The 18,038-nt window shown below is 56.2% G+C and carries 13 protein-coding genes and 3 pseudogenes; 4 read left to right on the top strand and 12 right to left on the bottom strand.

The features are described 5' to 3' along the window. Positions 1 to 418 precede the first annotated feature (418 nt). Positions 419 to 835 (top strand): transposase, encoded by a 417-nt coding sequence (locus GSQ94_RS07130; RefSeq protein WP_158942886.1) that lies wholly within the window; start codon positions 419 to 421, stop codon positions 833 to 835. Positions 836 to 1,382: 547 nt separating this feature from the next. Here the strand turns inward: GSQ94_RS07130 and GSQ94_RS07125 are convergent. Beyond that, positions 1,383 to 1,865, bottom strand: a pseudogene (locus GSQ94_RS07125) (DUF1738 domain-containing protein); the annotation flags it as partial. 129 nt (positions 1,866 to 1,994) lie between these two features. Here GSQ94_RS07125 and GSQ94_RS21800 point away from each other — a divergent pair. Both GSQ94_RS21800 and GSQ94_RS07110 read left to right on the top strand, forming a co-directional pair. Next, positions 1,995 to 2,411, top strand: a pseudogene (locus GSQ94_RS21800) (restriction endonuclease); the annotation flags it as partial. 52 nt (positions 2,412 to 2,463) lie between these two features. After that, positions 2,464 to 3,036, top strand: coding sequence for a transposase (locus GSQ94_RS07110; protein WP_158942884.1), 573 nt, complete (start codon positions 2,464 to 2,466; stop codon positions 3,034 to 3,036). Between the two features lie 339 nt (positions 3,037 to 3,375). Here GSQ94_RS07110 and GSQ94_RS07105 read toward each other — a convergent pair whose 3' ends face one another. From GSQ94_RS07105 to GSQ94_RS21090, 11 genes and pseudogenes are all read right to left on the bottom strand, one after another. After that, positions 3,376 to 4,296 (bottom strand): site-specific integrase, encoded by a 921-nt coding sequence (locus GSQ94_RS07105; RefSeq protein ID WP_158942883.1) that lies wholly within the window; start codon positions 4,294 to 4,296, stop codon positions 3,376 to 3,378. Between the two features lie 642 nt (positions 4,297 to 4,938). Further along, a complete protein-coding gene (locus GSQ94_RS07100; RefSeq protein ID WP_158942882.1) occupies positions 4,939 to 5,721 on the bottom strand; it encodes an SDR family NAD(P)-dependent oxidoreductase in 783 nt (260 codons plus the stop codon). Positions 5,722 to 5,728: 7 nt separating this feature from the next. Beyond that, on the bottom strand, positions 5,729 to 6,760 hold the full coding sequence (locus GSQ94_RS07095; protein WP_158942881.1) for a galactitol-1-phosphate 5-dehydrogenase: 1,032 nt from the start codon (positions 6,758 to 6,760) through the stop codon (positions 5,729 to 5,731). Positions 6,761 to 6,926: 166 nt separating this feature from the next. Continuing rightward, positions 6,927 to 8,183 (bottom strand): MFS transporter, encoded by a 1,257-nt coding sequence (locus GSQ94_RS07090; RefSeq protein ID WP_158942880.1) that lies wholly within the window; start codon positions 8,181 to 8,183, stop codon positions 6,927 to 6,929. A 624-nt stretch (positions 8,184 to 8,807) separates the two neighbouring features. Continuing rightward, the gene (locus GSQ94_RS07085) at positions 8,808 to 10,244 is read right to left on the bottom strand and encodes a hypothetical protein (RefSeq protein WP_158942879.1); all 1,437 of its coding nucleotides are present in this window, start codon (positions 10,242 to 10,244) and stop codon (positions 8,808 to 8,810) included. Beyond that, positions 10,244 to 10,666 carry a hypothetical protein gene (locus GSQ94_RS07080; protein WP_158942878.1) on the bottom strand — a complete coding sequence of 141 codons (423 nt, stop codon included), beginning with the start codon at positions 10,664 to 10,666 and terminating at the stop codon, positions 10,244 to 10,246. The genes GSQ94_RS07085 and GSQ94_RS07080 overlap by 1 nt, the downstream gene beginning before the upstream one ends. Positions 10,667 to 10,679: 13 nt before the next feature. Further along, a complete protein-coding gene (locus tag GSQ94_RS07075; RefSeq protein WP_158942877.1) occupies positions 10,680 to 11,915 on the bottom strand; it encodes an alkaline phosphatase family protein in 1,236 nt (411 codons plus the stop codon). A gap of 345 nt (positions 11,916 to 12,260) precedes the next feature. Then, positions 12,261 to 12,880: pseudogene (locus GSQ94_RS21110) on the bottom strand (glycoside hydrolase domain-containing protein). Positions 12,881 to 12,966: 86 nt separating this feature from the next. Beyond that, positions 12,967 to 13,272, bottom strand: coding sequence for a glycoside hydrolase domain-containing protein (locus GSQ94_RS21100; protein WP_216843039.1), 306 nt, complete (start codon positions 13,270 to 13,272; stop codon positions 12,967 to 12,969). Then, the gene (locus tag GSQ94_RS21795) at positions 13,205 to 13,768 is read right to left on the bottom strand and encodes a glycoside hydrolase domain-containing protein (protein WP_371417462.1); all 564 of its coding nucleotides are present in this window, start codon (positions 13,766 to 13,768) and stop codon (positions 13,205 to 13,207) included. The genes GSQ94_RS21100 and GSQ94_RS21795 overlap by 68 nt, the downstream gene beginning before the upstream one ends. Continuing rightward, complete coding sequence (locus GSQ94_RS21090) at positions 13,704 to 14,009, bottom strand: hypothetical protein (protein WP_216843037.1); 306 nt, start codon at positions 14,007 to 14,009, stop codon at positions 13,704 to 13,706. Before GSQ94_RS21090 ends, GSQ94_RS21795 begins: the two co-directional genes overlap by 65 nt. Before the next feature lie 1,047 nt (positions 14,010 to 15,056). Here GSQ94_RS21090 and GSQ94_RS07065 point away from each other — a divergent pair. Continuing rightward, positions 15,057 to 18,038: TonB-dependent receptor (locus GSQ94_RS07065; RefSeq protein ID WP_216843036.1), on the top strand; the 2,982-nt coding region annotated here is incomplete at its 3' end.

Raw genomic sequence — 18,038 nt, 5'->3', positions numbered from 1 at the left:
TGAGAGGAGTCGAACTGCCAAGGTGTTAAAAAAATAAACGAATCTTAGTTGTTCATTGATCCAAGGATACTAGAGGCGAGCAACCACCTTGTCAACCTAAATTTTGACGTAGGAAGCTGAGTGGCAACTGAACTTTTTCCAGCCGCGACACCAACAAGAAAAAGCTCAGAGATTGTTCTACGCATGATAATCAGCGATGGCCGCGGAGCGGCCGCACCTGAGGATGAGAACGTGGTTCTTGATCAGGAACCTCAGGGCGGTGGAGACTTTGGGTGCGAACAGGTAAAGGGTCGCGGACTTATTGGTGGTCTGACCCCGAAGGATAATCTGACCTGCCGGCGGCTCACTACACCTGATTGAGCCCGTAGAACAATATGCCCAACTCGCCGCCGGCTGCTTGTCCGCATTGGAGGTGCAGATGATCGAAGCGATTCTAGAGCGGTGTGCCGGCATCGATGTCGGCAAGAAGTTCGTCGTGGTCTGCGTCATGACGGGCGGACCCAAAGACGAACCCCATACGCAAATCAAGAAATTCGGCACGGTCGTGAGCGAGCTTCAGCGGCTCGCCTCATGGCTAGTCGCCGAGGGATGTATTCACGCAGTAATGGAGAGTACCGGCAGCTACTGGAAGCCAGTCTTTAACCTGCTTGAGGCGCACATTCGTGTGATCCTCGCAAATGCAGCAGACGTACAGAACAGGCGCGGACACAAGACCGATCCGAACGACAGTCGATGGTTGGCCCATCTGCTCAGGCATGGGATGATCCGCCCCAGCTTTATTCCGCCCTTGGCAATCCGAGAACTCAGAGATCCACGCGACGTAGACGACAGCTAATCGGGGAGAGTTCAAGGGAGCGGAATCGGGTGTCCGCACGACTTCCGTATCGGGAAGATCCTCCGGCACCTGAAAGCAGCCGGAACGAGGAGCGCGCCCGGCACCATATTCGCTGTCTCAAGAAGCTCGGCTACAACACCTTCGCGGCTGAGTAGAGCGCCCTCTTCTCAGAACAATGTCCTTTATCATGCATGGTAGATTTGCCGTATCCATCAGAGGCCTCGCGACGAGCCCCAAGCCTTTGTTGACTAGGTGCAGGTTAAAAAACCTCGACTTCGCCTCCTTGCTCGAACTGAGATCTGTTTGCCCCAGAGAGAATTCATAAACAGTGGCAGAGTGTTCCATATGCAATCGCTCTCGCCCGCGAGTTGCGGTCACTTGGTAATGCAGTTTTTCGGCCAGACAGATTGACCCCGTACGTTTTTGACACGTGTACTGCTGAGCTTGCATCTCCAGAAATGCTGCCAAATATTTATGTTGTCTCCACATCGTGAGAACCTTATCCCAGAGCGACTCCTGGAGAGCAGCACAACATAAATGAGAACACAACATAATCGGCGGATGCCCGTCCGGTATCGAGGCCGATGGTCTTGCCGACAACAAAGGCGATTGCTTCGGCTTCCGTCTCACGGACGGTCTTGGTGGTTGCTGTGCGGCGTTCTGCCTTGTGCAACATCTCGTGCGCGAGTTCGTGAACGAGGGTCGAAAACTCCTCGGCGGTTTCCTGACCGGGAAAGAGAACGATCTTCCCGCCGTAGCTGACACCCAACGCGGGAGAAATGCTCTCCTTCCAATCAAGCTCGATGCCCTGAGCAATCACGAAATCAATCAGGCGTTCGCGGTACTCTCCGACCTTGCCCTTCACGCGCTCGGACAGTTCGGGAAGCTCTGCGCCGTCGGTCTGACTGACGTCGAAGACATAGGCCGAACGGAATCCGACGAGGACGGGCTGGTTCTGGGTGCGAATGTCCTTCTCGGCTTCCGAGTCCTTCTTCCGGCGAATCCCAATCATCGGAGCGAGGATGCGGATAAATGCAACGGACCTGAAGATGATGAAGTACCCTAGCCGTCATGCGCTTCAGAGCCTTGGCGAATGGGCTATGAAGCAGGAGAGCCCAACCCAGGAAATGATCGATGAAAGGTTGGAACTCCTCGCCGTATGACAAACAACGAAAAGATCCTAGAGTCTGCGCTTCAGGCCATCGTATCGCTCGGACTGCCAAGAGCACAGCAGAATGAACGGTCTGCATTTTGTCTTCTAGCGCTTCTAAACCTCGCGCCAGATGCGCCTTGGTCAGAGGCACAAAGCCCGCTTCTCGGAATCACTCCAATGATGGATTGGGTCCGAAAGACCTATGGCAAGGAATACGCTCCCAATACGCGAGAGACCTTCAGGCGGCAAACGATGCACCAGTTCGTTGACGCCGGTATAGCTTGTTATAACCCAGACAAGCCGGATCGTCCCGTCAACAGTCCAAGTGCTGTATATCAAATTGACCCCGGGGCTTTGAAGGTCCTTCGGACATTCGGGACTGAGGCTTGGCACGAAACCCTAACCGCTTACGTCGCCCAGCAGGAAACACTCGTCGCCCGTTACGCAATGGAACGTGAACAGAACCGGATACCGTATGCCCGCCTCCGCCACAACCTGCTTCGCTCAGCGCAGCCTCGCGGTCATGCCGCCTGGACTGGCACAGGCGCTCGGTCCGGTGCTCCAGCAGATTGCGGAGATAACAGTCAAAATCAAGCAGTACGACCGGCAGATCCAGCAACTCGGCCAGACCGAGTATCCGGAGACGCAGGCGCTGTTGAAGGTTCACGGCGTCGGCCACCTCACCGCCCTGACCTTCGTGCTAACGCTCGGCAGCAAGGAGCGGTTCGGGCGAAGTCGCGATGTGGGTTGCTATCTTGGTCTACGGCCTCGTCGAAGTCAGTCCGGAGACCACGATCCTCAGCTTGGCATCACCCATGCCGGCAACGCATACCTCCGAAGTCTGCTGATCGAGTGCTCCAACCATATCCTTCGACCGCACGGACGAGACTCGGCGCTTCGACAGTGGGGTCTGCACTTAGCCGCAAGGGGTGGCAAGCAGGCCAAGAGCAAGGCCGTTGTTGCAGTAGCCCGCAAGCTAGCCGTGTTGCTCCATCGGCTCTGGAGCACGCAAGAACCGTACATACCGTTCTATGAAAAAGCGGCCTAGCAGATGACCCTGTTCACCCGTTGCGACGACACCGTGTTCCGATGACTGCGTGCGCGTTTTGGTCTTCCAAGACCGACCGATAAATAGCAGCATCGACTCTCCTTTCGAACCCCAACCGGCACCGAGCTTGCCTCAAGACAGCTCATCCAGAGTGCGAATAGAAACCCGGTGGAGAGCAACGAAACCAAGAGCAACAACAAAAGCAAAAGCCCTATGAAGGAAAAACAAAGAACAAACCCTTGACACCAGTGACCTGCTCATAGAAAACGCGCTTCTCTTGAGATAACCCGAACGGTCTGCGGCTTGGCTGGCGTGGGCTAATCCCTGAGAAACCACTTCTCAATCCGCTCGGTTGAGAATAGCCATCGCGTTGTGCAACGTCGTGTGATCCATATGGGCGTATCTGGCCGACATCGCGATTGTCTTGTGGCCAGCAGCTTCCTGAATCACCTTCAGGCTGACCCCAGCTTGAGCCAATCGGGAACAAAAGGTGTGGCGCAGATCGTGCCAACGGAGCTGCTTGATCTTCGCGTCTTTGAGGGCCGCTTCCCACCATTTCTTATTGTCGCCGATGCCGAAAACTACGTCGTCGGGTGAAGAGTTGGGCCTATCGATCGCTCTGTCTTTACGTTCAAGCGAGAGCTTCCGAAGTTCTTTAAAGGCGGTCACCACGTCGTCGATCATTGGCACCGTGCGACTCGACTTGTTCTTGGTATCGCGCAGAAGAATGCTTTTCTGCTTGAAGTCGATATCCCTCCAACGCAGCCCATACTGCTCTCCCTTGCGCATGCCCGTACCGAGCGCGATATCGAGTTCGTAAATCCGGTGGAGCAGTCTCTTCCGTCTTCTTTCATTCTGAGGACCGCAAGCATCAACCGCTCCCTGAAGGACCGCCCTCAGTCGTTTCTCTTCCTCCGGCTTCAAGTAACGGATGATGCCGTTATTGACCGGGTGTTGGCTGACGTCTCTTACTGGGTTTACCTGGACCTTGTCTCTTTGCTTCCCGTACCGGTACACGGCAGAAAATGTGGCCTTGTAGCGATTAAGGGTCGCCGGCGCCCTATCCATACCTTCCAGCCAATCCATGATCTCGAATGGCTTGACCGTTGATGCTGGTCGATGGCCAAACTGCTTCTTGATGAGGCCGAGACGGAAGGGAGGATTCCGTTGATCTTTATAAACATCCGGCTTGCTCTTGATGTGGCGTAGGAGATCGTCACAGAGTTCAGAGACCGTCGTTGTAGAGACGGAGACCTCCAACTCTGTTTTCGTTTTGGGAGCTGCCTTGGCGGTAGAGGGGACGAACCCCTCGCCGCTGCGTTTCAGAGTACGAGCTTTCTCGACGTAAGCAATCGCGGCGGCGCGGTTCCGGCCGAATGACTTCCGCACGAGTTTTCCGTCTTGTCTGTACCTTGCGTGCCAGATGCCTGAGCCGGGAATACGCTCGTAAACGCCTTCGACGTGTGCCGCAACCTTAGCCATGTAGAATCCCTCTTGGAGACACTGCGACGGTCTCCACTAAGGCAATTCTAAAGCTTTGTGTGATACGAATGTGATACACCGCAGCGTCATTCCATGCGTTTCGGTGCAAGATCAATGCGCTAACTAATTGAAGCCCAAACAGCTTGTAAACAATAACTTAGGCCGCACCGAGACGCACAGAATCGCACAGGGATGAAGCGCCAAAATCGCACTCCTAACGCGAAGGTCGCAGGTTGGACTCCTGCCCGGGCCACCACCGAATCAACAAGTTAAAGCCAACGCTGATCGTCAGTTCGGAGCACGCTCGGATTGGAGCTGTCTGCCACGAGGCTGCCCGGCAACGCGCGTCGAGCAGCCCCATGCAAGAGCATCTATCGCGTTGGCGACGAATTTCCACTACACGCAGACTATGAAGTCTTGCTAGACAGTAGCCTTGGTGGCTCCGGTGGAGATACCGCCGTCGACGAGAAGCGTCTGTCCCGTGATGTAGCGGCTCGACTCCGACGCGAGAAAGACGACGGCTCCGTCGAGGTCGTCGGGAAGACCAGGACGTTTGACTGGAATGCGATCGGTGAGGTATTCCACCCATGCGGCATTCTCGTAGAGTGCCTTATTCTGCTGCGTGCGAAACCAGCCCGGGGCGAGACAATTGACAGTGATCCCGTGACCACCCCAGTCGTCCGCGAGACTCATGGTGAGCTGCCGTATACCGCCTCGACTTGCGCCATAAGGGCCAAGACCAGCGTACCCGGCAACGCTGGTCACAGAACCAATATTGATGATGCGACCATAGCCTCGATGCATCATGCCGCGAGCGACTGCCTGCGCTACAAAAAACGAGCCGCGCAAGTTTGTGTCGAGCACCGTGTTCCAATCGTCCCAGGTTACGTCCAGCGCGGGTTTGCGAATGTTGCAGCCCGCGTTGTTGACCAGGATGTCGATGTGGCCAAAGTGCGCTTCCATGGCCGCGACAGCACTCTGGATGCTTGTGTAGTCACGGACATCGAGATCGGTAGAGAAGCTTTTGCGGCCGAGCATGTGAATTTCGGTGGCAAAATTAGAGAGCGAATGTTTGTCGCGGCTTGTCATGGCGATGTCGGCACCTGCGCGAGCGAGCGCCCGTGCAAAGTACTGGCCGAGACCGCGGCTCGTTCCTGTGACGAGAGCCACCTTTCCTTCTAAAGAGAACAGAGAATCACTCATAAGATCCTTAGGGTTGAAGGACAACCTTCAATAGACCGGGTTCCCGATCATAAAGGCGGCGAAACCACTCAGCTCCATCTTCGAGCGGCGCCACGGCGGAGAGCAGAGGCTCTACCTGAATGGCACCGCGCGACATCAAGGAGATGCAGGCGGGATATTCGCCGGAGGAAGCGCAGGAGCCCTGCAAACGAATCTGGCGCGTAACGACGGACTGTAGTCCCAACTCAATTGTCGGCGCGATATTACCAACCAGCGTTACGGTGCCACCTTTGCGCACAGCATCCAGTGCGAGCTGCACTGTGACGGAGGTACCGACACACTCCAGGACCACATCTGCGCCGCGACCCATGGTGAGTCGGACGATCTCCGAGATCATGCCACTGCTACGGGAGTTAAAGGTATGGGTTGCACCGAGACGGCGGGCCAGTTCAAGGCGGGTGTCATCGACATCAAGAACGAAGACTCTTCCGGCCCCGGCACGCAGGGCTGCCTGCAACGTGAGAAGGCCAATCATTCCAGCTCCGACGACGACGACCGTGTCTTCGAGCACGATCGGGGTGATAGAGATAGCATGGACGGCAACAGACACCGCTTCAATCAGCGCTGCATGCGTGAAGGGCATATTGTCGGGAAGGTGATATGCGATGCGCGCAGGCACGGTAACGTACTCTGCAAATGCACCCATGCGTCGAAAGGCTGGCGTTGAGACGCCGATCACCTCGCGCGCATCACAAAGATTGACTTGGCCCCTGAGACAGAAGAAGCATCTTCCACAGAAGACAGTCGAGTCGAATGTGGCACGGTCGCCCGGCCGAAATCCTGTGATCTTAGAACCGATCGCTTCTACAATTCCAGCAGCCTCATGTCCCATGACGATGGGTGGAAGACGCCGTCCGGTGCTGCCATCGTACCCATGCACATCGCTGCCGCATATGCCGCATGCCTGGATGCGAATGAGGAGCTCATCATCGGCAGGCTCAGGCCTCGCCATGTCGACAATCTCAAGTTGCTTGTATTCAGAAAGAACGAGGGCTTTCATCTCTCCATCTTACAGATCAGACCTCAACTAAGAATCTCTAGTTGCTCGATGTGCTTCCAGCAAAAGCGCCTGGAGAGATGCAGTTCTTAACAGAGCCGTCATAGATGCTGGCTGCACTCCTGTTCACAGGAGCTTGTTGTATTCGATTTGACGACTGCTTCATCTGTCATAGTCTAAACCGATTGTGAACCGGTATCTGAACGCGGTCGATGCGTCCCAGCAGACAGGCGTAACTCGCAATACCCAGTAGAAGGATGACGCCTGCTATGAGGAATGCTCCGGAGAACGAGTGGGTCCAACCCCTGATGTAGCCGGTGACGATGGGTGCAGTAATGGCTGCGATCTGATTGCAGAGGTTCATCAATGACCCGACTCGTCCCGTAGCGCCAGCGGGTGCCAGTAGAGAAGGCAGCGTCCATACGACCGGAGATGCTGCCGACAATCCGCTGATGGCCAATGTGAGGCAGAGCAGAACGATCTTTGGTTGATGGAGAAACACGGGCGCAAGCACGAACAAGCCGAACGATGTTCCACCCAGAAGCACAGTTCTGCGGACGAGATCCGCGTCTCTGCCACGGCGTAAGAGCCCGTCGACGAGCACACCACCTATGCCAAATCCAGCAGCGGCCGCAAACAGCCACGGCACTGCAGACCAAAGGACGGCGTTCCGGGAAGTCATCTTCAAACCGCTTTGGAGATAGAACGGCAGCCAGGTCAATAACAGATAAAAGCAGTAATTGTAAGCCCCAGAGCCGAGTGCAGCGCCCCAGATCTTGGGTTGTCGCAACAACGAGGCCAAACGAATTTGTCCGGACGAACTCATCGAGATCTTTTTGTCCTGTATCGCTTCTGTCGAGTCAGGATCTCGATAGACACTGGCGAATACAGCGGCAAAGAGCAAGCTGAGAAGGGCTGTTGCACCGAAGCTAGCGCGTAGGCCAAACCGCAAGAGGAGGAGACCCAAGATTGGCGTGCCCAGGCCTATGGCGAGCTTCGCCGCAGCATCAAAGGTGGCCGTGGGCACGCCACGTTCGTCTGGAGCAAACCAGAGGCCTATAGCCTTGGCATTAGCTGGAAAAGTGGGAGCCTCCCCAATACCAAGCAGAAAACGGGCCGCGAATAAAAATGCGATGGTGATAGCAAAGGTCGCCAAACCGGAGGCGATCGCCCAAATCACAATCGAAACCAGCATGACTCGTCGAACGCCGAACCGGTCGAGGAGCGCTCCACTTGGAAGCTGGGTAACGGCGTAGGTCCAGCTGTAGGAGCTTAGGAGATAACCGAAGACGACATCAGAGATACCAAAGCTGTGGCTAAGGGCGTCGTGCGCTATCGACAGGTTAACGCGATCAAAATAGTTAACGAGTACGCCGGCGCCGAGTACGAGAGTAATTGCGACACGTTTGCTACGCACCTCAACCATGATGATCCGATTCTATCCATAGGCGCTGTGGTCATGACTATTAGGCAACAGATTGTGCATGTGTTTGTGCTTGCTATGCCAATTGCCTTGATCTCCTGGATCGTCACTCAAAAGAAAGTCTTCGCGAGTTTAGTGAACCTCTCATGCAAAGAGCACAGAGCATCGCCACTTCTATAAACAAAAAATCTATCTTTTCACGGTGAACCTGTTTCAGCCGGTACGTGCGTTGGTCGTCCTCGTGATAACCAGCGCTGGAAAGCACTTGCAGATTTATCGAGCAAGAACAACTTCGAACACGGCATTCGGTGGCGGCACTATTCTGGAATTCAGCGACTTTCATACGACAAGCTGATTGGGTAGGACTATGGGAGAGTCAAATAAACCCGCATCGCTTGTCAATTCAGGCCGACTAACACCATTACTCAACCATAGGCGCTTTCCCTCTGCAGAGATCTACGAAGCGTTTGCCGCAATGGAAGAAGGAGCAATAGGAAAAGTCTTGGTTGAGATAGGAGAGTCAACTTGTGTTTGAGGAGTGATCGACAATTCGTCTTATAGGAAGTACCCGTTCCTAGAAGGTCGCGCGAGACAAGCCCTAATGTTGGGAGGCAAGTGAGCAGCGGGCTAAAAGAGCGAAGGCCGCGTTGTGCCGCCAAGAAGTGTATTGCTAATAGAGAAGGTGGTGTGGGTGCCTTCGTTGCCTCCCCATGCGAAAAGCAGGTAGACGACGGGGAGACCTCCAGCGTGGACGGTTAGGCCGATTGAATAGCTGCGGCGTAGGCTACTGAAGTCTATATCGTTGCGGGTGAGGGCGGACTTGCCGGCGTCGACAGAGAAGTAGGCCCCAAGTGGGAGTTTAGGGATGGCGTGCTCGACGGTGCCTCGGATGAGAACGAGATTTGCGGCACGGAATCGGTAGTCGGGGTAACTGGCGAGGATAGGGTTGCCGTCGATGTTGGAACCGCCGGTGGTCGGGTCGAAATAGAAGGGGACGGCGTTGCCGGTGCTTCTGGCTGATCCGCTGAGAAGCAAGCGGAGGTTGACCGAGCCCTCGTTGTTGATGGTGGTGGAGATGTGCGGGCAGTGGGAGCCGTCGGGGGTGCAGGCGTCGGGGCCGTTGTGAGGGTCGGCGGCAGTGAGAGTCACGTGCCGGTCGAGTGCGAACTCGTGGCCGATGTCGGCGGTCCAGCGGCGGAAGCTGTAAGCGGTGCCGCCGAGGCTGGCGAAGTCCTGGAAGTTGGCGAAGTAGTGGAGGCGAAGGCGGTTGTCGAAGAGACCGGGCTGGATCTGGATGCCGACGCCCGGCTGGAGGAAAGTAGCGGAGTGAGTGAGGCCGGGCGCGGTGGCTTCGGTGTAGAGAGCGCTAACAGTTGGCATGCCATCCTTGCTGTCGGGGCGAAGCTGCGGGAAGCGGCTGTTGAACTCTACGGTGAATGAGATGCCCGCTTTGTTGAGCGGCAGGAGAGCGCTGGCGCCCGCGATGGTCTCGGTGAGACCGAAGGCAGCTTTGCCGGCAGGGACGGTATTGGGTCCGAGCCCATAGAAGTAGAGGGTGTTGAGCGAGGTAGCCTCGGCGTAGAGACTGAAGACGGGGGCGACCTTCACAGAGGGAATCTGTTGACGGGGCGGAGGCGTGCCCATGACAACCACGATCTGATCGTTTGATTGCGGGAGCTTGTAGGTGGTGAGGCAGGAGCCCGCGCGCCAAGAGCCGTTCTTGGTCGCGACGGCGTCTGTGTCGAAGGTGAGGCGTCGCTCGCTGACGAAATCCTTGTGCTCAACGAAGGCGAGTCCAAGGGCGAAGCCGTTCTGGGGAGCAAGGCTGCCGAGGGCGAGGTGCAGAGGCTGATCCGTAACAAGGGCCTGCCCGATACCGACGAGATGGCCGGGGGTGAACTCGGAACAGGGCTTGACGAGCTGCTCGCGGCAGGGGTGGAGGTCAAGCCACTCGCGGCGGAAGTCGGAGTGGATGCGGCTCTCGTTGCCATTGCCGTTGTCCTGCGCGACTGCCGCCTGAGCTGCGAGCACAACGACGAGAACGATGTTTGAGAGCGTACGCATTACTTCTTCCTCTTGAAAGAGTATTGGGCAGGCTTTTTTGCAGCGGTTTTCTTTGCGACCTTCTTCGCTGGGGGCTTTGCGGCCGATGCAGCGATCGCCAAACGGACCTTGGAGGGTTGCTTCACCGCTTTGGGCATAAGCAGCACGGCGACGTTCGTGGGGGGTGGCGGAGTCGAGGGTGACGTCGCTGCAACGGGTTGGGCTGCAGCTCTGCCGCGAAGGGCGCGGGTGATGGCGGTGATGTAGCGCGCCGCGCCGGCCTCGGTATAGATGTCACGCGCGAGAGCGGGATCGATGCCGAGATTGCCGTGCTTCTGCTCGACGTGCTGGAAGTGTTTGAGCTGGCCGAGGATGAGGTCGGAGACTCGGCGGTTAGGGTTGTAGGCGGAGGGTGGCGGCGCAGGAACGGGAATGGAATCCACGAGAACCTCCTGTTTAGGGTTTAGTTTGAATGGCGAAGCTGGGGCATTCGTTGTCGGCACGCATGGCGGGAAGGTTAAGATGGCCGAGGAAAGTGCCTGCGTTGAGTTCGCGCTGGGAGCGTTGGGTGTCCGGAAGTTGGAAGAAGTCGGCGACCGTAGCGGGGATTGCGGCATGATCGAAGACGTCATCGATCACCGTTCCGGCCTGTACCCAAGGGGAGACTAGGATGGCTGGAACGCGGACGCCGAGACGATCAAAGACGAATGCGTCGAGGGTCCCTGTGTCGGCAGGCTGCGCAATGAAGGGTGTGTCGGGTGGGCAAGAGGGCGGCGGAACGTGGTCGTAGATGCCGCCGTGCTCATCGTAGACGACGAGCAGGGCTGTATTGGGCCAAAGGTTGGGATTGGTGCGGATCGCGTTATAAACCTGTGCGATGAACATCTCGCCAGCGCGGACGTCGTGGTCGGGGTGCTGGTCGCAGGCGATGGCTTCGCCGCTGCCGTCGGGCGAGGGGTGGTCGGTGTAGTTGGGCTCGATGAAACAGTAATCAGGCAAAGCGTTAGCTTTGCAGGCGGCGAGGAAGTCGGGAAAAGTGCCGAAGAGCGAAGGCTCATTTTGGAGGAGATTGACCACCTCCATGGTGGAACTGGCTTCGTCGTAGTAGAACAACTTGGTCGTGTGGTTGGCAGCGAGCAAGCGATCGTAGATCGCCTTGATGGATTTGCCTTCGTAAAAGATGTCCATGCTGACCTGGCCAAAGGCGGTGCCGTAGTGCGCGAAAGCGCGGTTGCAAATAGTGGGGCCGGGGATGGAGGCGAACCAGCGATTGAAGACGGCGTATTGAGTGGCGAGGGTGGTTAGAACAGGGAGCTTGTCCGGGGTGAAGTAATAAAGGATATCGTGCGAGTGCTGAACATTGTTTTGCTGGTTGTAGTAGCTCTTGATAAAGCCCTGCATGGTGGCGGGGAGCGGTGGCCCGTGCTGCGGGTCGCCGAAGATTTGAAGGTTGACCGCGGCGAAGTGGTGGTTGGGATCTGGGTCGAGCTGGCTCTGGTACTGTGCGAGAGGCTGGACCGTAATCGCGGCACCGGTGGTGTCGGGGTTGGACTCATTGCCGCTAAGGCCGTCGATTGCGGGGTTCGTAGCCTTGAGCGCGCCGAGCATATGGTCAAAAGAACGATTTTCCATCATCAATACAACTACATGCTTGAGGCTTTGGATTCCAGGCAGATTTCTGTCAAGTGCCATTGCATAACCTCCGAAAACCGATCGCCACGTCGCAGTCGGTCCGCTAGACGCCGTGTAGGGACGTATCGGCGTGTGTGACCGCAGTTTTTAGGCCCGATTCAAGTATGGCGATGAACACGATGCAACCCGCTAGGGAGTGCTAGACGGATCATATTACTCCAATTACCAACGTCTTCAAGGACTGAGACGATGATGGAGACGCTCGCACCCGTAAACGCTTGCTCAACAGTAAGTAACGCTTGCTCACAAAAACTCTTAACATGGACGATTCTTCTAGCAACAACGCCTAAGTTTTAGTGTGGGTGGAACGATGGTGCCACGTCGTCCAAGTGTGTGCCCCACTTCTTATCTAGTATTGAAGAAAGGACGTAGGAAAGCGAACCGCCGCAGAGAGTGAAAGACTCCGGGAGAAAAGTCTTCGTGCTGATCTTCCCGTTGACGAGGAGTTGATGGACATACGGGCTGTTGGCGGCAGCAGCAGGGCAGAGATATGGAGATCGCCACCCGCTCGATGAACGGCGATGTGAGGGAATAGAAGACTCCCGTATTGGGCGGCAGTACCCTCGACAAACCCAGCACCAGTTGCCGGAGAGAAGGCTTAGGCGTGGGATCATTATCGTCGTCGTCATCCTGTAGCAAAGCTGGCCAGCTGCCATCGGCGTTTCGACTCATCATGTAGCTACCTTCAGGGGTAGCGTTTGGGTTCCAAATGTTCTTCCAGTTCTGGGCGCGTTTCAGAAAGCGTATTTCCGTGCCACGGTCTCCAAGGTGGCCGCAAGTGCGGAGATGCCAAAATCGGAAGTGGAGTCTTCGAGGGTATCGGCCGCGGCGCCCCATGCGGGTGCGCCTACTGGGATGTAGTGAAGTTTGAGCCACTGGTCCAGACCAGGACGCTGCCCGACGCACTCTACGGGACAACCTGCATGGCTGAGATCTTCTTTCGTTGGTACGTCAGCCGCGTACATGAGGGAAGCAAGGGCGGCCCTGGCTTAAAAGTTGTGACCGCCAAAGGCGTAAATATCCGCTATCGAAGGTGCGGCAGGATCGCCATTCATAACATGGGTAGCATAGGATAAGTGTGTCCATCGATCCCACCGACATTATCTTGCCGAGATTGACTAAGAAGGGATTGAGCGATGTCGCTGCCGATGTCGGGGTCGAGCCAGGTGAGCAGTTGCAATTGAGAGCGGTAGACGTCCCATCCGGAGAAGTTTGCATTCTGCGTGTGCTGGCCAGATGAAAGATGGTGAATCTGGTGATCCATACCTTCGTAGTCGCCGTTCGAGTCGCTATATGTGGTGTAAGGAGTGATAAAGCGCAGTGCGAAATACGACGCGCTGCTCAGAGGTACCGCCATCAACGGTGATCTGCGAGAGCCGGCGATTCCAATTCGCGCGAGCTCTGGAAGCCATATCGTTGGCCGTAAGAGAACCGGTGCTTCGGCCTGTAGGTTCTCTTCGGCATTGCGTGCCGAAACGTAAGAGATGCCTATGCGGACATGGACAACCGGGTGCGAAGGTCAGGTAAATACCAGAGCCGTGGCCAGCTTCCGGGAAGCCTTTCGAGCCTAAGCCAGTGCCTCCTTTGGCGGTAGTTCCTCCCGGATAGAGGGTAGTGTCATGCCAACCGCCATGAGCGATGGGTTTGACGTCGAAGTGAGCAGTGAAGTGAAGAGTGTAATAAAACCGCCTATCCTCGTATGTCTTATCAGCGCTTCCGATGTAGCCGCAAAAGTTGCCACTGGTGACTGAGCCGTTGACCGTGCTTGTCGCGGGATCCAAGCTCGATTCAGCATCCCCAACCTTCGACGTTAGCAAGAGAAAAGCCGCGAATCGCAGAGGCACCAAACTCATAACCACCGGGTGCCGCAATGAAGCGATTCGGTTTAGACGGGACCGCTTCCGGCGAGAACTGAACCATGCCGAATGGAACGGTAGCTCTTGGGAATACGTTGCCACCATTCGTGGTTCCAATAAATGGATTCACATCTGCGGCCGGGTCCGAGACTTGGACTTGAGCGACGGCCAAGCACAGCTCGGGGAGGAGCACGAGGAACAGCACGGAGCTGATGAGAGAGCGGACGGAGCTAACCATGCGCCTAGAGTACCGGAATAGTTTGATTCGGCGTTTGTCTAATGTTGACGCCTCTTACGTCATTGCGGGGCGGCACAAACAATTGCGCACATTTGGCGGCCTCAACATCGACGCGGCGCCGATGTTTGCGCACGGCGCAGGACTCTTTCCTGAGGTGGACACGAACCAGCCACCAATTCACCGTAGAGCATTTTTACCAGATCTGTGTAGCTGATGAGAGGATCAGGCAGGCATACATATGGACACGAAGTCTAATGCAGTCTGCTCATGACCAACGGAATGCAATTCCCGCCAAAGCTCAAGCAGGAGCAAAGACATATGGGAAAGAACGCTTTCATCCTACCGACTTTCGCATGACATCCAGGGGAAAGCAAAATCATAAGATGGAGTACAGATTTTTCCTGGTACGCGATGATGAACCACAATGGAAGGTCTGCTTCGCCCTGAAGCTCCGCAGACACGGCAATAGTATCCATCTCGCTGTAAAACTTGCTCTCGTAACCCGCCAAAACATGCGTCATCTTGACGTTTCAATGTGTAGCAGGTTGCACAAAAACCGACGAGGTCGTGAGACCTCATCAACTCATCTGCATTCAGCCTCGCTGTGTGAATCGGCGATTTACCGCTAATCCATAGCACTTCTTTTCTTTTCGTTCAGACCTGGGCCACCCACCCACACAATTGCGTCTACTGGGCTCGTACGCCGACAAAAGGTCGTCGGAATAGCCCGTGCTGAAGCTGTGTTATGCTCTTGTTCATCCCATGATGAATCAGGCTTCGATTCAGCACCCTTATTGTTGTCCTCCGTCTGCGCGCGCGTAAAGCAGTAAAGTATTGCTGACTCTTCGGCCATTCTTTTCGGTTCTCCGAGAATGGTTAGATTCAATAGTTGCAGTCCCTGACACCCTGTAGTGGAGCTGTACCTGTGAGTGCCAGACTCATGCAACCTCCGGGTTCATCCATCTACATACATCAACCATCCGCGGTACTGCTGCAGCTTCTTTCAGCAGTATCGGCGGACGACCTGTATCACTTTATGGAGGAACAATGGAACAATTTAGAAGGTGGTTAGTGGCTTTTTCAAGCCTGCTTGCTTTCTTGCCACAGTTCTCTGTGCCATTGCTGGCACAGACCTTCCGAGGCGGCATCAATGGCACTGTCACCGATCCTTCGGGAGCAGTCATTTCGCAGGCGCATATCGTTGCCACCAGCATCGCCACAGCAACCGTTTACAACACGACCTCCTCGAGTGCCGGAGAATTTTCTTTCAACGATCTGCCCTTCGGCGAGTACAAGGTGGCAATCACAGCCAGCGGCTTCCAGACCGAGGTGATCAACGGCGTACAGGTTTCAGCTGGCAGTGTTCACACGCTCCCCATCAAGCTGAACGTCCTGCAGGAGGCTGTCACGGTTGAGGTCTCGGCCAGCGCCCTCTCGCTCGATACAACGACCACCACGCAGACCACGGTTCTCAGCAACAAACAACTACAGGACGTGCCTCTAAACGGACGCGACTTCACGCAACTTCTAGGCACCTCGGCCTCCTTCGCCGGGTACAACAACTCAGGCTCGGTCAACGGCACACGCGGCAATCAGCTCAACTACACCATCGACGGTACGGACAATAACGATCTGTATCTGAACGTCGACGCCGTCAACCAAGGTGGCATCAGCGGCATCGCCGGCGTGGTATACCCCGTCGATGCACTTGACGAGTATTCACTGCAAACTAACGGCAATAGCGAATCCGGTCGGAGCCCCGGCGGTACGCTGAACATCACCACCAAGTCCGGCACCAACACGCTGCACGGGTCGGCCTACTACTACAACCGTAACGAGGCGTTGGCCGTTAGATCGCCCTTTACGGCACCCGGTTCACCCTCGTCGCCGCTGCGTAACGAGAACTACGGTGGTTCAGTCGGTGGACCTATCTGGCGCGACCATACCTTCTTGTTTCTTACCTACGAAGAACAGAAGTTCGTTATCGGTGGAGCGAATACTGTCACCGAACCATCGCCTGCCTACCAGAAGCTGGCGCTCGCGGAACTGACCAAATACGGTGTACAGCCCAGCCAGGTCTCGCAAAACGTTCTCAGCACTCTGTGGGACCCGTCGGCCATTGCCAACCTTCCGGGCACCCCGGGCAACTACTCCAGCACAGCGCCGCAGAGTGGCTACAGCCACAACATCGTCGCCAAGATCGACCATAACTTTAGCGATCGAAGCCACCTTTCCGCGCGCTGGTACTTCGGCCAAGGCTATGCAGTAGCTCCTGACTGCATATTCGTCTGCAGCTACCTGCCGGAATACTTCCAGACCGTTCCTTCGCACATCCAAAACTACGATGTGGTCTGGAACTACAGCCTTCACCCTAACTTGAGCAACCAGCTTGCTGCCGGCGTCAGCTACTTTACTCAGGGTTTCTCCGATGCGGTGCACAACCAGGATCCCCTGGCCTTGGCTGGCCTCAACACTGGCGCTTCTCTTTCCGGAGCTCCACAGATCGCAATCAACGGCTTCGACTCGATCGGCATCACGCCCACCTCGGGCCGCAATGACATCACCGGACATATCTCGGATACGGTCTCCTGGACGCTCGGCAAGCACCAGCTGCGCTTCGGTCTTGAGTATCGCCGCGCTTACATCGACCTCTACTACAACTGGGGTGGCCGCGGCGCCTTCAACTTTGGCACCGGCGGCGTGCTCGGGCCCTGGGCAAACGATGCCTCCGTCGCAGACTCGAACGTCCTGAACCTGGCCGACTTTCTTGCCGGCTACTCTTATCAATCCACCATCACGCTCGGCACGCAGGAGCGCTTCATCTACACCCACACCGGAACAGCTTTCGCGGAGGATTCCTGGCAGATCACGCCGAAGCTGAACGTCAACCTCGGTCTGCGATATGACTACCAGCAGCCCTTCTACACCAACGATCCAAACCTCTCCGTCTTCGACCCCAACAACGGTGGTCTGGTGCAGGCAGGCGGGGGGGCGAGCACGCCGGATTACATCTATAACAGCAACAAAATCAACCTCTCGCCGCGCGTCGGCCTCGCCTACCAGGCGAACCCGGGCACGGTCATCCGCGCCAACTACGGCATCTACTATGATCAGCCCGCCGGTCAGGCTTTCTTTGGCAATATCGGCATTCCCAACGGGGGCGCTGGTGGCGTCAATAATAACCCGGTCGGCAGCCAGCCGAACGAGTCCATCGTTCTCAACTCGCCCACTACGCCTGCACCCATATGGACGTTCAACCAGACAACGCCTATCTTCACGGCGAGCCAAGGTCAGCCCACAGGCAGCAACGTGGTCTCCATTTACTCGGTAAGCCGTCACTTCAAAACGCCCTACGCCCAGATCTTCGGTCTGAACGTCGAGCAGAGCCTGGGCCGGAGTTGGCAGCTCAACGTTGGCTACGTGGGCACCCTCAGCCGCCACAACCTCGTTCTGCAAGATATCAACCAGTCGGCCCTGGGATCGGATCAGAATCCTGGCACCGTCACCGTGATAGGCAACTCGTTCTCGGCACAGCAGGCCTCGCGTCCGTACTTCAGTCAGTATCCTAACTTCGGCATCATCAACCAGATAAACTCCGCCGCCGCGTCCAGCTACAACGCGCTACAGGTTACGCTGCGTAGCACCTCATGGCATGGCCTCACCAGCCAGTTTGCCTACGCTTGGAGCCACAACCTAGATGACTCGAGCGTCTTCAACACAATCCCGCAAAACTCCGCCAATCTTGCTGGCGACTGGGGTAACGCGAACGACGACATCCGCAACCATTTTGCAGCTTATCTCAGCTACGACATTCCGAGCCTGGCGCACGGGCCGCGGTTGTTGACACATGGCTGGGAAATCAACGGTATTCTCAAGTTTCAGGACGGTGAGCCGGTCAACATCCTCACTGGCCAGGACAACAGCGGTACGGGCGAGAACGAAGATCGTGCCAGCATCATCGGCAAGGCCCTTAACAGCAATCGCTCAGTCCAGAATTACTCCGCTGCGCAGTACCTCAACCCCAACAGC

It is taken from the genome of Granulicella sp. S190, from assembly GCF_009766095.1.
Classification (GTDB): Bacteria; Acidobacteriota; Terriglobia; order Terriglobales; family Acidobacteriaceae; genus Edaphobacter.
Note: the sequence above shows the minus strand (reverse complement) of the source record. Positions and strands in the feature narration are given on the sequence as shown.

Bases quoted from the DNA above. Each gene is read 5' to 3' on its own strand.
- GSQ94_RS07130 (WP_158942886.1), top strand. From the start codon at position 419: ATGATCGAAGCGATTCTAGAGCGGTGTGCCGGCATCGATGTCGGCAAG.
- GSQ94_RS07110 (WP_158942884.1), top strand. From the start codon at position 2,464: ATGCCCGCCTCCGCCACAACCTGCTTCGCTCAGCGCAGCCTCGCGGTC.
- GSQ94_RS07100 (WP_158942882.1), bottom strand. From the start codon at position 5,721: ATGAGTGATTCTCTGTTCTCTTTAGAAGGAAAGGTGGCTCTCGTCACA.
- GSQ94_RS07095 (WP_158942881.1), bottom strand. From the start codon at position 6,760: ATGAAAGCCCTCGTTCTTTCTGAATACAAGCAACTTGAGATTGTCGAC.
- GSQ94_RS07090 (WP_158942880.1), bottom strand. From the start codon at position 8,183: ATGGTTGAGGTGCGTAGCAAACGTGTCGCAATTACTCTCGTACTCGGC.
- GSQ94_RS07085 (WP_158942879.1), bottom strand. From the start codon at position 10,244: ATGCGTACGCTCTCAAACATCGTTCTCGTCGTTGTGCTCGCAGCTCAG.
- GSQ94_RS07075 (WP_158942877.1), bottom strand. From the start codon at position 11,915: ATGGCACTTGACAGAAATCTGCCTGGAATCCAAAGCCTCAAGCATGTA.
- GSQ94_RS21100 (WP_216843039.1), bottom strand. From the start codon at position 13,272: ATGGCGGTACCTCTGAGCAGCGCGTCGTATTTCGCACTGCGCTTTATC.
- GSQ94_RS21795 (WP_371417462.1), bottom strand. From the start codon at position 13,768: ATGAGTTTGGTGCCTCTGCGATTCGCGGCTTTTCTCTTGCTAACGTCG.
- GSQ94_RS21090 (WP_216843037.1), bottom strand. From the start codon at position 14,009: ATGGTTAGCTCCGTCCGCTCTCTCATCAGCTCCGTGCTGTTCCTCGTG.